Source organism: Rathayibacter sp. RFBD1 (genome assembly GCF_002932915.1).
In the GTDB taxonomy this organism is placed as follows: Bacteria; Actinomycetota; Actinomycetes; order Actinomycetales; family Microbacteriaceae; genus Rathayibacter.
In genome coordinates, this window is the sequence record NZ_PSWQ01000021.1 from 121,493 (window position 1) to 135,115 (window position 13,623).

Below are 13,623 nucleotides of genomic sequence, written 5' to 3' on the forward strand. Positions count from 1 at the left end.
GGTGTCGGGGGTCGGGGGGATAATCGGTGGATGCCCACCTATCGCGACGAAGCCGTGGTGCTCCGCACGCACAAGCTGGGCGAGGCCGACCGCATCGTGACGCTGCTCTCGCGCAGTCACGGCAAGATCCGCGCGGTGGCGAAGGGCGTGCGCAAGACCGGCTCCAAGTTCGGCTCGCGGCTCGAGCCGTTCATGGTCGCCGACCTCCAGCTCTACGAGGGCCGGAGCCTCGACATCGTCACGCAGGCCGAGTCGCTCGGCGCCTACGGTGCGCTGATCGCCGCCGACTACGACAGCTACACGGCCGCGAGCGCGATGGTCGAGACGGCGGACCGCCTCACCGACGCGGACGCCTCCCTGCAGCAGTACCTGCTGCTCGTCGGGGCCCTGCGATCGCTCTCGAAGCACGAGCACGAGCCGGTGCTGACGCTCGACTCCTACCTCCTGCGGGCGCTCTCGATCGCGGGCTGGGCGCCCAGCTTCGAGGACTGCGCGCGCTGCGGCGCCCCCGGGCCCCACGGCGCGGTCGTGGTGCAGCTCGGAGGCGTCGTCTGCGCCGACTGCACGCCGCCCGGAGCACCGCGGGTCGCTCCGGAGGTCGTGGTCCTGCTGGGCGCACTGCTCACGGGAGACTGGGCCCACGCCGAGACCACCGAGCCGACCACGCGGTCGCGGGCGAGTGGAGTGGTCGCCGCCTACACGCAGTTCCACCTCGAACGCGGTCTGAGATCCCTGGAGCACGTCACCCGATGAAGCCCTTCACCCACAAGGACGCCGAGCCGTACCGCCCTCTCGACTGGACCGGGATCCACCCGCCTGCGATCCCGCGGAAGGCCGTTCCGGGGCACGTCGCCATCGTGATGGACGGGAACGGCCGCTGGGCGAACTCCCGCGGCCTGACGAGGATCGAGGGGCACAAGCGCGGCGAGACGGCGCTGCTGGACGTCGTGGCCGGAGCGATCCAGATCGGCGTGAAGCACCTCAGCGTCTACGCGTTCTCGACCGAGAACTGGAAGCGCTCGCCCGAGGAGGTGCGCTTCCTGATGGGCTTCAACCGCGACGTGCTGCACCGCCGCCGCGATCAGCTCAACGAGTGGGGCGTGCGCATCCGCTGGGCCGGCCGGAAGCCGCGCCTGTGGGCGTCGGTGATCAACGAGCTGCAGTTCGCCGAGCGGATGACCGCGGACAACGACGTGCTCACCCTCACCATGTGCGTCAACTACGGCGGGCGCACCGAGATCGCCGACGCGGTGCAGCGGCTCGCCGCCGAGGTCCAGGCGGGGCGGCTCAAGCCCTCCGGCATCTCCGAGAAGACGATCGCCCGGGCGCTCTACGTGCCCGAGATGCCGGACGTCGACCTCTTCGTGCGCTCCTCCGGCGAGCAGCGCACCAGCAACTTCCTGCTCTGGCAGAGCGCCTACGCCGAGATGGTGTTCCTCGACCGGCTCTGGCCGGACTTCACCCGGACCGACCTCTGGGACGCGATCGAGCACTACTCCGGCCGCTCCCGCCGCTTCGGCGGCGCGGTCGACGTGCCGGGGGCCTCCTCGTGATCCGGGCCGGGATCGTGGGCTTCGGGCTCGCCGGCAGCGTCTTCCACGGTCCGTTCCTCGCGGCCGACCCGGCGTTCGAGGTCGTCGCCGTCTCCACCCGCGACGCCGGTCGGAGGGCCGCGGCCTCCGCCGCGCATCCGGAGGCCCGGATCGTGCCCGACCTCGACGCGGTGCTCGCTGAGCGGCCGGAGCTGGTCGTGCTCGCCTCGCCGCCGTCGGTGCACCGGGAGCAGGCCGTCCGGGTGCTCGAGGCCGGTGTCGCCGTCGTGATCGACAAGCCCTTCGCACCGAGCGCCGCCGACGCGGACGCGATCATCGCCGCCTCCGAGCGGAGCGGTGCGCCCGTCTTCGTCTTCCAGAACCGGCGCTGGGACGCCGATCTGCTCACGCTCCGCCGCCTCCTGGGCGAAGGCGTCCTCGGCGAGGTCCTCCGCTTCGAGTCGACCTTCGAGCGCTGGAGCGCGCCGAAGACGGGCCGGTGGCAGAGCGAGACGGGCTCGGCCGAGGGCGGCGGGATCCTCTTCGATCTCGGCAGCCACCTGGTCGACCAGGCGCTGCTGCTGTTCGGCCCGGCGGTCGTCACGGCGGCCGAGACCCGGACCGTCCACGAGGGCTCGGCGAGCGAGGACGATGCGTTCGTCTCGCTCCTGCATCACAGCGGCGTCCGCTCCCACCTCACCATGAGCCGCGTCGCCCGGGCGACCGGCCCCCGCTTCCGCGTGCTCGGCACCCGCGCCGCCTTCAGCGTCGACGGCCTCGACCCGCAGGAGACCGCGCTCCGCACCGGCGGCGCCCGACCGGACGACGACGGCTTCGGCGAGGTCGCGCCCGAGGGATGGGGCGTCCTCGTCGACGACTCCGGCGCACACCCCGTGCCGAGTGAGCGGGGACGCTACGCCGCGTTCCTCGAGCAGGTCGCGCGGTCGCTCCAGGACGGCGCTCCCTCGCCGGTCGACGTCCGCGAGGCCCGCGAGGTCGTCGCCGTGCTCGAGCAGGCGCACGCCCTCGCCGCCCGCTGACCGGGCCCGCCGCCGACGCGCCCGGTCGCTCCCCGGTCTTGGCGATCCGGCTCCGGAGCGTCATCCTCGAGAGGTGAGCACCGCACTGCCGAACTCCGCCGACCTGCGCGCGCGCTTCGCCGGTGCCCGCGGCTACCACAACGCCTGCACCCTCGGCCTGCCGCCGCGGGAGACCGTCGAGGCGCTGCGGGCGGACCTCGACGGCTGGTCGTCCGGGGAGAGCACGGCCGCCGCCTACGGCGCTGTCGCCGAGCGCGCGCGTGCCTCGTTCGCCGCGATCGCCGGGGTCCCGGTCGACCGGGTCGCGATCGGCTCGCAGACCTCCGCCATGGCCGCCGTGCTCGCCGCCTCGCTGCCCGACGGGGCCCGCGTGCTCTGCGTGGACGGCGACTTCTCCTCCATCGTGTTCCCCTTCCTCGCCCAGGCGCACCGCGGAGTGACCGTGCGCTCCGTCGCGCTCGAGGCGCTGGCCGACTCCGTCGAGGACGGGGACGACCTCGTCGTCTTCTCCGCCGTGCAGTCCAGCAGCGGAGCGCTCGCCGATCTCGACGCCGTCCTCGAGGCGGCCGCGCGCCACGGAGTGCGGACCGCGTGCGACCTGACGCAGGCGGCCGGCGTCCTGCCGGTCGACGCCTCCCGCTTCGACGCGACCCTCACCCACGCCTACAAGTGGCTGTGCTCGCCACGCGGAGTGGCGTTCCTCACCGTCTCGCCCGCCTACGCGGCCGAGCTCGTCCCCGTGCAGGCGGGCTGGTACTCGGGGGAGGACGTGTGGTCGTCCTGCTACGGACCGGCCATGCACCTGGCCGAGAACGCCCGCCGCTTCGACGTCTCGCCGGCCTGGCAGGCGTTCGCCGGCGCCGAGGCGTCGCTCGCTCTGTTCCGCTCGCTCGACCTCGACGCGGTCTGGGCGCACGCCTCCGGCCTCGGCGACCTGCTGTGCGAGCGGCTGGACCGGGAGCCTCAGCACCGGGCGCTCGTGTCCTGGCCGGACGAGGGGGGAGCGGACCTGGAGCTGCTGCAGGCCGCGGGTCTGCGCGTCTCGGGCCGCGGCGGCCGGCTCCGCATCGCCTTCCACCTCTGGAACGACGAGTCCGACGTGGACGAGCTCGTCCGCGTGCTGCGGGAATAGCGGGGCGCCCCCTCCGTTGTCCTGGGGGTGAGTGCTGAGCCGAGCCCCCTGTCCGTCGACGTCTGGTCCGACATCGCCTGCCCCTGGTGCTACATCGGGAAGCGCCGGTTCGAGCGCGGGCTCGAGGCCTTCCGCGCCGCGCACCCCGAGGCTCCGGAGGTCGTCGTGGAGTACCGCAGCTTCGAGCTCTCGCCGGACACGCCGGAGGACTACCGCGGGGGAGAGGCGGCGTTCCTCGCCGAGCACAAGGGCATCCCGGAGGCGCAGGCGCAGCAGATGCTCGACTCCGTCACGGCGATCGCGGCGAGCGTCGGCCTCGACTACCACTTCGAGTCGGTGCGCCACGTCAAGACGGTCACCGCCCACCAGGCGCTCCACCACGCCAAGGAGAACGGACTGCAGCTCGAGCTCGTCGAGCGTCTCCTGAGCGCGTACTTCGTCGAGGGCCGCGACCTGGCCGATCCGGAGGTACTCGCCTCGCTCGCCGGCGAGGTCGGGCTCGACCCGGCGGAGACGCGCCGTGCTCTCGAGGACCGGCGCTACCTCGGGCGGGTGCAGTCCGACATCGCCCAGGCCCGCGAGTACGGGATCTCGGGGGTGCCGTTCTTCGTCCTCGACGGGCGCTTCGGCGTCTCCGGCGCCCAGGAGCCGGCGGCGTTCACCGAGGTCCTCGAGCACGTGCTGGAGCAGCGGGCGGCCGTCGCGTGAGCGGGCCGTTCGAGATGCTGGGCGACTCCGGCGGGCCGCTGTGCGAGGACGGCGTCTGCGCCGTGCCGCAGGCCGCGGAAGCGCAGGCCGAGGTACCGCCGATCAGCGCGGAGGCTCCTCCACGGTGATGTCGGCCACGGTCGCGCCGTAGGCGGCCACGAGGGCGTCCGCGTCGACGAAGGCGCTGCGCCCGTCGGCGCCGGCTCCCATCGCCACGCGGCGGCCGAGGATCCGCTCGTCGGCGTAGACCGGCCAGGCCGTCGTGGAGCCGATCGGGGTGATGGTGCCGCGCCGGTAGCCGGTCGCCTCGAGGGCGGCCGTCTCGTCCGGGAGGCGGAGCTTGTTCACTCCGACCACCGCGCGCAGCTTCGGCCACGCGATCTGCCGCCCGCCGGGGACGAGGGCGAACAGGTAGCCGCCGTCGTGGCGCTTCACTACGAGCGACTTCACGATGTCGCCGGGCTCGATGCCGAGCAGCGCGGCCGCCTCGTGCAGGCTGCCGGCAGCGGGCCTCTCCACGATCTCGACCGCAAGGCCGCGGGCGGACGCGTCCGCCTCCAGCCGCTGCGAACCGTCCTCCACCGGTGTGCTCCCGTTCATCTCTCCACCTCTCCGCTCGTCACTCCGCCTTCCCCAACACAGGATCTGGGAGAATCGATATCGATGTCTTCCACTCTCACGGCCGCCCCGCCCGCGCGCACCGCGCCGGCGCTCCGGATCGGCCCCCTCGAACTCGACGCGCCGGTGGTGCTCGCCCCCATGGCGGGCATCACCAACACGGCGTTCCGCCGCCTCTGCCGCGAGTTCGGCAACGGCCTCTACGTGAGCGAGATGATCACCTCCCGCGCGCTCGTCGAGCGCACGCCGGAATCGATGCGCCTCATCCGCCACCACCCCAGCGAGTCGGTGCGCTCGATCCAGCTCTACGGAGTGGACCCGGTCACGGTCGCCGAGGCGGTCACCATGCTCGTCGCCGAGGACCGGGCCGACCACATCGACCTCAACTTCGGCTGCCCCGTGCCCAAGGTCACCCGGAAGGGCGGGGGAGCGGCCCTGCCGTGGAAGCTCCCGCTGTTCCGGCAGATCGTCGAGGGCGCTGTGAAGGCCGCCGGCGACGTCCCGCTCACCGTCAAGATGCGCAAGGGCATCGACCCGGACCACCTCACCTACCTCGAGGCCGCCCGTGCCGCCGAGGGCGCCGGAGTCGCGTCGATCGCGCTGCACGCGCGCACCGCCTCCGAGTTCTACAGCGGGCACGCCGACTGGTCGGCGATCGCCACGCTCAAGGAGACGGTCACGAGCGTGCCCGTGCTGGGCAACGGCGACATCTGGTCGGCCGAGGACGCGCTGCGGATGATGGCCGAGACGGGCTGCGACGGAGTCGTCGTCGGTCGCGGCTGCCTCGGGCGCCCCTGGCTCTTCGGCGACCTCGCCGCCGCGTTCGCCGGCTCCGACGAGCGGTTCCGCCCTTCGCTCGGACAGGTCGCCGAGGCGTTCCGCCGCCACGCGGAGCTGCTCGTCGACTTCTTCGAGAGCGAGGAGCGCGGCTGCCGCGACATCCGCAAGCACGTCGCCTGGTACTTCAAGGGCTACGCCGTCGGCGGCGACCTCCGCGCCCGCCTGGCCACGGTCGAGACGCTCGCGCAGCTCGACGAGCTCCTGGCGACGCTCGACTGGACGCAGCCCTATCCGGGCGAGGCGGCCGAGGGGCAGCGGGGCCGCGCCGGCTCGCCCAAGGTCCCCTCCCTCCCGGACCGCTGGCTCGAGTCCCGCGAGCTCGACGCCGGGCAGCGCGACGCGGTCTCGGCCGCCGAGATCCACAACAGCGGTGGATGACCGCGCGCTCTGGGGGTACTCGCTCGTCGACACCGAGCGATTCCTGCCGGAGGACCACTCGACCCGCCGCTCCGACTTCGCCCGCGACCGCGCCCGGCTCTTCCACTCCAGCGCGCTCCGCCGCCTGGCCGCGAAGACCCAGGTGCTCAGCCCCACGGCGGGCGTCGACTTCGCGCGCAACCGCCTGACCCACTCGCTCGAGGTGGCGCAGATCGGCCGGGAGCTCGCCACGAGCCTCGACCTCGACCCCGACGTCGTCGACACGGCCTGCCTCGCGCACGACATCGGGCATCCGCCGTTCGGGCACAACGGCGAGCGCGCGCTCAACACCTGGGCCGAGGGGATCGGCGGCTTCGAGGGCAACGCGCAGACCTTCCGGCTGCTCACGCGGCTCGAGCCGAAGGTGTTCGGCGACGACGCCCGCCCCTACGGGCTGAACCTCACCCGCGCCAGCATCGACGCGAGCTGCAAGTACCCCTGGCCCGACACGCGCTCGGTCGCCGACCCGTCGGGGCGCGCCAAGTTCGGCTTCTACGCCGACGACGCCCCCGCGTTCGCCTGGATGCGCGAGGGCGCCCCCGAGGGGGTGCGCTGCATCGAGGCCGAGGTGATGGACCTCTCGGACGACATCGCCTACTCCGTGCACGACTTCGAGGACGCGGTGGTCTCCGGCTACATCGACGTCGAAGCACTCGGCTCCCGCGCCGACCACGAGGACCTCGTGCAGTCGATGCACTCCTGGGTCGGCGGGGAGGTCGGACACGACGAGCTCGTCGCCGCTTTCGACCGTCTCGACTCGCTCGACGTGTGGGTCTCCTCCTGGGACGGCTCCCGCCGCGACCAGGCCCGGCTCAAGAACCTCACCAGCCAGCTCATCGGCCGCTTCGCCGCCGCCGCCACCGAGGCCACCCGCGAGGCGTACCAGCACCCCGACCTCGTCCGCTTCGGCGGCCACGTCGTCGTCCCCCGCGAGCAGCAGGCCGAGATCGCCGTGCTCAAGGGGATCGTCGCGACGTTCGTGATGTCGCGGAACACCCGCCAGCCCATCTACGCCCAGCAGCGCGAAGTCCTCACCCGCCTCGCCGACACGCTCCTCGATCGCGGCCCGGGAACCCTCGAGCCCGGCTTCGCCGAGGACTGGCACGCCGCCCCCGACGACGACGCCCGCCGCCGCGTCGTCGTCGACCAGGTCGCCAACCTCACCGACCAGAGCGCCCTCGCCTGGTTCGAGAGGCTGTGCTGATGCGCTGAGCCGGGCGGCGCCCGGCTCAGCTGTGACGCCGGTCCCTGCCCGGCGTCACCGCGGTCGGCTTGGCGAGGTGGTGCGTTCCAGGGAGCGGGGTGCGTCCGCCTAGGGCGATCCGCTGGGACGCGGATCGGCCGTTCGGCTGTGCTTGATCCCACGCCGGTCCTCGCCCGGCGTGGCGCGGTCGGCTTGGCGAGGTGTTGCGTTTCGTAGAGCGGGGTGCGTCCGCCTAGGGCGATCCGCTGGCACGCGGATCGGCCGTTCGGCGGTGCCGGTGGCACGCCGGTCCTCGGCCGGCGTGGCGCGGTCGGCTCGGCGACGTGGTGCGTTTCGTGGAGCGGGGTGCGTCCGCCTAGGGCGATCCGCTGGCACGCGGATCGGCCGTTCGGCGGTGCCGGGAGCACGCCGGTCACCGCCAGGCGTCACCGCGGTCGGCTTGCGGGATGGCGGGTTCCAGGGAGCCGGATGCGTCCGTCCGAGGCGATGCGCTGGCGTGCGGGTCGGCCGGTCGGCTCGGAGGGCGGGGAGGGCACCGCACCGCGAGGCGCGGAGGGGCGCGGGGCGGCGGGTACGGTGAGGGCGTGGGAGCGGAGCGGACACGGCAGCGGATCCTCGAGGCGGCGACGGAGGAGTTCGCGGCGCACGGGCTGGCGGGAGCGCGGGTCGACCGCATCGCGGCTCGGTCGGGGATGAGCAAGCCGATGCTGTACTCGCACTTCGGAGCGAAGGAGCGGCTGTTCGACGCGGTGTTCGACGCGCACGTGCTCGCCAACGCCCAGCGGGTGCCCTTCACGGCGGCGGACCCTGCGGACTACGCGAGACGGCTCTACGACGACTACCTGGCCGACCCCGCGCTGATGCGCCTGGTCATGTGGAAGCGGCTCGAGCAGGAACCGGACGGCTACCTGTACGCGGGCAACGAGGGCATCGACGAGGCGAACCTCGCCGACATCGCGGAGCAGCAGCGCGCCGGCCTCCTCCGCCCCGACCTCGACCCTGCCGATCTCTGGACCCTCCTCATCGCGACCGCCGCGGCCTGGGCCCAGGGCTCCGTCACCACGGTCGCCGACCCCGGCGACCCCGACCCTGTGCACCAGCGCCGACGAGCCGCACTGGGACAGGTCGTCGACGCGGCCCTGCGACTCCGCTGACGATCCCGGAGAAGCTACCAACCGGTAGGTAGTGTTGCCGGCATGCTCACCACTGCACTCCTCGCCGAGCGTCCCGGCGACTCCCTCCGCCCCACCGTCGTCGGGCGGCGCGAGCTGCGCGCCGACGACCTCGACGTCCGCGTCGACTTCTGCGGCGTCTGCCACAGCGACCTCCGCGCGCTGGGCGCCGACGCGGGATTCCCGCTCGTCCCCGGCCACGAGTTCGTCGGCGAGGTCCTCGCCGTCGGCACGGGAGTCACGGCGTTCCGCCCGGGCGACGCGGTCGCGGTGGGGAACATCGTCGACTCGTGCGGCGAGTGCGGCATGTGCCGCGCCGGCCAGGAGAACTTCTGCGCGAGCTTCCCGACGCTCACCTACGGCGGCACGGACCGGATCGACGGCACGCCCACGCTCGGGGCGTACTCCGGCCGGTACGTCGTGAGCGAGCGGTTCGCCTACGCACTCCCCGAGGGTCTGGACCCGGCCGCGGCCGCACCGCTTCTCTGCGCGGGGATCACGGTCTGGGAGCCGTTGAGAGCGTCGGGAGTCGGGCCCGGGACCCGCCTCGGTGTGGCGGGCCTCGGCGGACTCGGCCACCTGGCGGTCCGCCTGGGCGCGGCTCTCGGCGCCGAGGTCACGCTCCTGACCACGTCTCCGGGCAAGGAGTCGGACGCCCGCCGGCTCGGAGCGCAGCACGTCGTCGTCACGACGGACGCGGAGGCGCTCACCGCCGCCCGCGACTCGCTCGACGTCGTGATCGACACGGTGTCCGCCCCGCACGACCCGGCTGACTACCTGCGCGTGCTCACCCTCGACGGCACCCTGTTCCTGCTCGGGCACCTCGGCACCGTGACTGTGGACGTCCTGGACCTGCTCGTCGGCAGGAAGCGGCTCGCCTCGGCCGGCAGCGGAGGGCGCCGCTGCACGCAGGACCTGCTCGACTTCTGCGCCGCGGAGGGCGTCGCCGCCGAGGTGGAGGTGCTGCCGGTCGCGGAGGTCGGGACCGCCCTCGACCGGCTGGCGAGGAACGACGTGCGCTACCGCTTCGTCCTCGACCTCCGCGGCATCGACGACGACCTCCGGTGACGGCGCCTGTCGAGGATCAGCCGGCGAGCAGCTGCCCGTAGCGCTCCGCGGGATCGAGAGCGAGGCCGGCCTTGACGCTGCGGGCGATGTCGTCGGCGAGCACCTCGGAGTCGCCGCGCTCGAGTCCGTCGAGGGCGGCGGTCACGATCGCCTCGGGTGAGGACTTGGGCGCGTCCGTCCAGGACGCCATGTCGGTGTCGACGAACCCCATGTGCAGGCCGAGGACCTGGGTGCCCTGCTCGGCCAGAGCGAGGCGGAGGCCGTCGGTCGCGCTCCACGCCGCGGCCTTCGACATCGAGTAGGACTCGGCGCCCGGGAACGACGTGAAGGACGACACGGACAGCACGTTGAGCACGGCGCCGCCGCCGGCGCGACGGAGGTGGCCGGCGAAGGCGCGGGTCAGCAGGAGCGGTCCGAACGCGTTCGTCTCGACGGTGCGGCGGATCTCGGCGATGTCGCCGGTGAGGAAGGGCACGGTCGGCGCGATGCCCGCATTGTTGACGAGGATCCGCAGGTCGCCGAGCTCGGCGGCCAGCTCCTCGATGCGCACCGGGTCCGTCACGTCGAGCGCGACGGGGACGACGCCCTCGCTCACCGCGATCGAGGAGACATCCCGGGCGGCGGCGTAGACGGTGCGGGCGCCGCGGGCGCGGAGCTGCCGGACGAACTCGGCGCCGATGCCCCGGTTGGCGCCGGTGACGAGGGCGGTGGAATCGTGGATCTGCATGAGGTCCGCTTTCTGTAGCAATCGATAAAGAACGGGTGGCGAGGACGCTAGCACATTCCGTAGCGCCTGCTATAGATTGATGGGCATGGCAGGACGACCGAGGAGCTTCGATCGCGGAGCGGCGCTGCGTACCGCGATGAACCGCTTCTGGAGCGACGGCTACGACGAGACGACGGTCGCGGTGCTCACCCGGGACATCGGCATCTCGGCCCCGAGCCTCTACGCCGCCTTCGGCGACAAGGACGAGCTCTTCGAGGCCGCCGCGGCCTGCTACGCCGGCACCGCGAACGCCGTGCTCGAGGAGCTGCTCGACCGGCCGACGGCGCGCGAGGCCGTCGCCGCCGTCGTCCGAGTCAGTGCGGAGGGGTACTCGGCGCCCGGCACTCCTGCCGGCTGCTTCGTGCTGAGCGAGCCGCGGCTCGAGGCCCGTCGCCGCGAGATGGAGGCGCTCGTCGCCGCACGAGTCGAGCGCGGGATCGAGGAGGGCGACGTGCCGCCGGAGACGGACGCCGGATCCGTCGCCGCCTTCGTCGTCGCCGTGCTCAGCGGGATGTCGACGCAGGCCCGCGACGGAGCACCGGCGGACCGCATCGCGGTCATCGGCGAGCTCGCACTCGGCGCGCTGCCGGCGGCCACGGGCGTGCGAGCCGCAGGGCGCACGCCGGGAGCTCCCGGATGAGGCCGCGTCGGCCCCGTCTCGGCCTCCTCGCCCTGGTCGTCGCGGGGCTGCTGCTGATCCAGCCCGCCGCGGCCTCGGCGGCACCGCTGCTCCCTCCCGCGAACGGCGTCCTCGACTACCAGCTGGGAGGCGCCTACGCTCCGGCGTCGAGCGTCACCATCGTCGACCGCGACCGCACGGACGCGCCCGCCGCCGGCCGCTACAGCATCTGCTACGTGAACGCCTTCCAGACCCAGCCCGGCGAGAGCGCCGCCTTCGCGAAGCGGCACCCCGAGCTCCTGGTGAGGCGAGCGGACGGGAAGCCCCTCGCCGATCCGGGCTGGCCGGACGAGTACCTCTTCGACGTCTCGACCGCCGCGAAGCGGACCGCTCTGCTCGCGATCGTCGGCGCCTGGATCGACGGCTGCGCCGAGGACGGCTTCGACGCCGTCGAGGCCGACAATCTGGACAGCTACACCCGCTCGGGCGGGAGGCTGACGAAGTCGCAGGCGCTGGCGTTCGCCACCCTCCTGACGGCGCGCGCTCACCGCTCCGGCCTGGCGATCGGCCAGAAGAACGGAGCCGATCTCGCCGCTGCCGGGAAGAGGACGGTCGGCTTCGACTTCGCCGTCGTCGAGGAGTGCCAGGTCTACGACGAGTGCGCGGCGTACACGGACGTCTACGGGCGCCAGGTCTACGAGATCGAGTACACCGACAACGGCCGGTCCGCCTACTCCGAGGCCTGCGCCGCGCAGGGCCGGAGCATCTCGGTCACCCTCCGCGACCGCGACGTCGTCCCCCGTGGCGCACCGGGCTACGTGAACCGGCACTGCTGACGCCGGGCGGACGCTACCGCAGGGCTCCCAGCACGACGGCCGCGGCTCGGGCGACCAGCGCGTCGTCGTAGTCCGCCTCGGGGTCGTTGCGCGACGAGAGGATCGACAGCACGACCGCGTCCCGCCCGGGAGGCGTCACCACGGCGACGTCGTTGCGGATCCCGCCGGCGCCCCCGGACTTGTCCGCGACGCTCCAGCCGGCCGGAGCGCCCGCCCGGACGAGAGTGTCGCCGGTCGCGTTGCCGCTCATCCAGTCGAGCAGGAGTGCCCGGTCCTCCGCGGACAGCACGTCACCTGTGGCGACCGCGGCGAGGTCCGCCGTGAACGCGGCCGGGGTGGTGGTGTCGTCGATGCTGCCGGGCTCGATCGTGTTCAGAGCGGGCTCCTCGTTCACCACCTCGGTGGTGGTGTCGCCGAGAGCCTCGAGTCCACGGTCGAGGGCGGAGGGTCCGCCGAGGCGCCGGAGGACGAGATTCAGCGCTGTGTTGTCGCTCCGGCGGACGGCCGCCTCGGCGAGCTGCGACAGCGGCAGGCCGGTGGCGGTGCTCTCCTCCGTGACGGGGGAGTAGCCCGCCGCCTCGACGTCGGCCACGGTCCAGGTGACCACCTCGTCCCGCTCGGCGGCGGGGACGGTGCGCAGGAACTCCGCCGCGGCGAGGGCTTTGAGGCTCGAGGCGAAGCCGAAGCGCTCGTCGGCCCGGTGATCGACCCGGCGACCCGAGCCGGTGTCGACGGCGCTGACGCCGATCCGGGCGTCGAACTCGTTCTCGAGCACGGCCAGCTCGGCGGAGACGTCGATCGGAGGAGGGGTGGCGGAGGACGCCGACGACGGCACGGAGGCGGACGACGGCGGCGCGACCGGGGCGTCCGCGGTGGTGGTGCACCCGGCGAGGGCCAGGAGGAGGGCGGAACCCGCGAGTGCGCGGAGGGTCCGCGACGACCCTCTCGAACGGTTCACAGCGCGGAGTAGACGACGGAGAAGGCGACGGCGGCCGCCGCGGTGACGCCGAGCGCCGCGAGCGAGACGAGTGCCCGCGGCCTCCTCCGCACGACGGCCAGGACGAGGAAGCCCGCGCCCAGGACGATCTGGAGCCACCAGTACACCGGACTCGTGGTGTCGGCGACCGCGCCCAGCGCCCAGACGCCCTCGCCGATCAGCACGCCCGAGAGCGGCGCGACAGCCAGGACGCGCCACGTCCTCGAGCCGTGGAGGGTGAGTGCGGCGCCGGCGCCCAGGATCGGCCCGGCGGGGACGGCGAGCAGCCAGAAGACGTCCGTGAAGGGAGGCGAGTAGCCGAAGCCGCGCGCTGCGGTCACCAGGTCGTAGCCCTCGAGCAGCGCCCAGAAGCTCAGCAGGCCGAGCGCCGCCCCCGCTGCCGGTCGGACGCCGCCGAGGCGCACGAGCGCGAACACGAGCATGGACCAGCCCCCGGAGGAGTTGGCGAACGAGCTCACCGACGGCGGGAGGGAGCCCTGGAGCAGGCTGGTGAGCCCGCCCAGGACGAGACCGCCGAGCAGGGCGACGAGCAGAGCACGCAGGAGAGGCGGGCGGGAGGCGGCAGGGGGCATGGGTCGATTCTCGGAGACGGCGGGCGGGTGCGGATCAGGGATGACCCTGATCTCGGGGTGCGGGCCGCTCACAGGTCTCCGGGGTGATCCGCGCCGCCCTGG

Annotated in this window: 15 protein-coding genes; 11 read left to right on the plus strand and 4 right to left on the minus strand. The window is 73.3% G+C overall.

Going from position 1 to position 13,623, the window contains the following annotated elements:
- Positions 1-30: 30 nt before the first annotated feature.
- The 5 genes from recO to C5D50_RS11000 all read left to right on the plus strand — a co-directional run bounded on the left by recO (position 31) and on the right by C5D50_RS11000 (position 4,412).
- Positions 31-753, plus strand: a complete 723-nt coding sequence (gene recO, locus C5D50_RS10980; RefSeq protein ID WP_104223431.1) for a DNA repair protein RecO — start codon at positions 31-33, stop codon at positions 751-753.
- On the plus strand, positions 750-1,553 hold the full coding sequence (locus tag C5D50_RS10985) for an isoprenyl transferase (protein ID WP_104238220.1): 804 nt from the start codon (positions 750-752) through the stop codon (positions 1,551-1,553). Before recO ends, C5D50_RS10985 begins: the two co-directional genes overlap by 4 nt.
- The gene (locus C5D50_RS10990) at positions 1,550-2,572 is read left to right on the plus strand and encodes a Gfo/Idh/MocA family oxidoreductase (protein ID WP_104283502.1); all 1,023 of its coding nucleotides are present in this window, start codon (positions 1,550-1,552) and stop codon (positions 2,570-2,572) included. Before C5D50_RS10985 ends, C5D50_RS10990 begins: the two co-directional genes overlap by 4 nt.
- A gap of 73 nt (positions 2,573-2,645) precedes the next feature.
- Complete coding sequence (locus C5D50_RS10995) at positions 2,646-3,704, plus strand: aminotransferase class V-fold PLP-dependent enzyme (RefSeq protein WP_104283503.1); 1,059 nt, start codon at positions 2,646-2,648, stop codon at positions 3,702-3,704.
- A 27-nt stretch (positions 3,705-3,731) separates the two neighbouring features.
- Complete coding sequence (locus C5D50_RS11000; RefSeq protein ID WP_104238217.1) at positions 3,732-4,412, plus strand: DsbA family protein; 681 nt, start codon at positions 3,732-3,734, stop codon at positions 4,410-4,412.
- Positions 4,413-4,514: 102 nt separating this feature from the next.
- Here the strand turns inward: C5D50_RS11000 and C5D50_RS11005 are convergent, their stop codons facing one another.
- On the minus strand, positions 4,515-5,012 hold the full coding sequence (locus tag C5D50_RS11005; RefSeq protein WP_104223436.1) for an aminoacyl-tRNA deacylase: 498 nt from the start codon (positions 5,010-5,012) through the stop codon (positions 4,515-4,517).
- Between the two features lie 63 nt (positions 5,013-5,075).
- On the opposite strand from C5D50_RS11005, the gene dusB reads away from it, so the two are divergent.
- The 4 genes from dusB to C5D50_RS11025 all read left to right on the plus strand — a co-directional run bounded on the left by dusB (position 5,076) and on the right by C5D50_RS11025 (position 9,731).
- On the plus strand, positions 5,076-6,248 hold the full coding sequence (dusB, locus tag C5D50_RS11010) for a tRNA dihydrouridine synthase DusB (protein ID WP_104234452.1): 1,173 nt from the start codon (positions 5,076-5,078) through the stop codon (positions 6,246-6,248).
- Entirely contained in the window at positions 6,241-7,491 is a 1,251-nt protein-coding gene (locus C5D50_RS11015; RefSeq protein WP_104223438.1) for a deoxyguanosinetriphosphate triphosphohydrolase, read from the plus strand. The genes dusB and C5D50_RS11015 overlap by 8 nt, the downstream gene beginning before the upstream one ends.
- A gap of 584 nt (positions 7,492-8,075) precedes the next feature.
- The gene (locus C5D50_RS11020) at positions 8,076-8,645 is read left to right on the plus strand and encodes a TetR family transcriptional regulator (RefSeq protein WP_104283504.1); all 570 of its coding nucleotides are present in this window, start codon (positions 8,076-8,078) and stop codon (positions 8,643-8,645) included.
- Positions 8,646-8,687: 42 nt separating this feature from the next.
- Entirely contained in the window at positions 8,688-9,731 is a 1,044-nt protein-coding gene (locus C5D50_RS11025; RefSeq protein ID WP_104283505.1) for an NAD(P)-dependent alcohol dehydrogenase, read from the plus strand.
- A 16-nt stretch (positions 9,732-9,747) separates the two neighbouring features.
- On the opposite strand, the gene C5D50_RS11030 is transcribed toward C5D50_RS11025, so the two are convergent.
- The gene (locus C5D50_RS11030) at positions 9,748-10,458 is read right to left on the minus strand and encodes an SDR family oxidoreductase (RefSeq protein WP_104283506.1); all 711 of its coding nucleotides are present in this window, start codon (positions 10,456-10,458) and stop codon (positions 9,748-9,750) included.
- Positions 10,459-10,543: 85 nt separating this feature from the next.
- Between C5D50_RS11030 and C5D50_RS11035 the strand changes: the two genes are divergently transcribed.
- Both C5D50_RS11035 and C5D50_RS11040 read left to right on the plus strand, forming a co-directional pair.
- Positions 10,544-11,137 carry a TetR/AcrR family transcriptional regulator gene (locus tag C5D50_RS11035; protein WP_104283510.1) on the plus strand — a complete coding sequence of 198 codons (594 nt, stop codon included), beginning with the start codon at positions 10,544-10,546 and terminating at the stop codon, positions 11,135-11,137.
- On the plus strand, positions 11,134-11,952 hold the full coding sequence (locus C5D50_RS11040) for an endo alpha-1,4 polygalactosaminidase (protein WP_104250973.1): 819 nt from the start codon (positions 11,134-11,136) through the stop codon (positions 11,950-11,952). Before C5D50_RS11035 ends, C5D50_RS11040 begins: the two co-directional genes overlap by 4 nt.
- A gap of 13 nt (positions 11,953-11,965) precedes the next feature.
- On the opposite strand, the gene bla is transcribed toward C5D50_RS11040, so the two are convergent.
- Both bla and C5D50_RS11050 read right to left on the minus strand, forming a co-directional pair.
- Entirely contained in the window at positions 11,966-12,910 is a 945-nt protein-coding gene (gene bla / locus C5D50_RS11045; RefSeq protein WP_104283507.1) for a class A beta-lactamase, read from the minus strand.
- Positions 12,907-13,521, minus strand: a complete 615-nt coding sequence (locus C5D50_RS11050; protein ID WP_181137338.1) for a DUF6518 family protein — start codon at positions 13,519-13,521, stop codon at positions 12,907-12,909. Before C5D50_RS11050 ends, bla begins: the two co-directional genes overlap by 4 nt.
- Between the last annotated feature and the right edge of the window lie 102 nt (positions 13,522-13,623).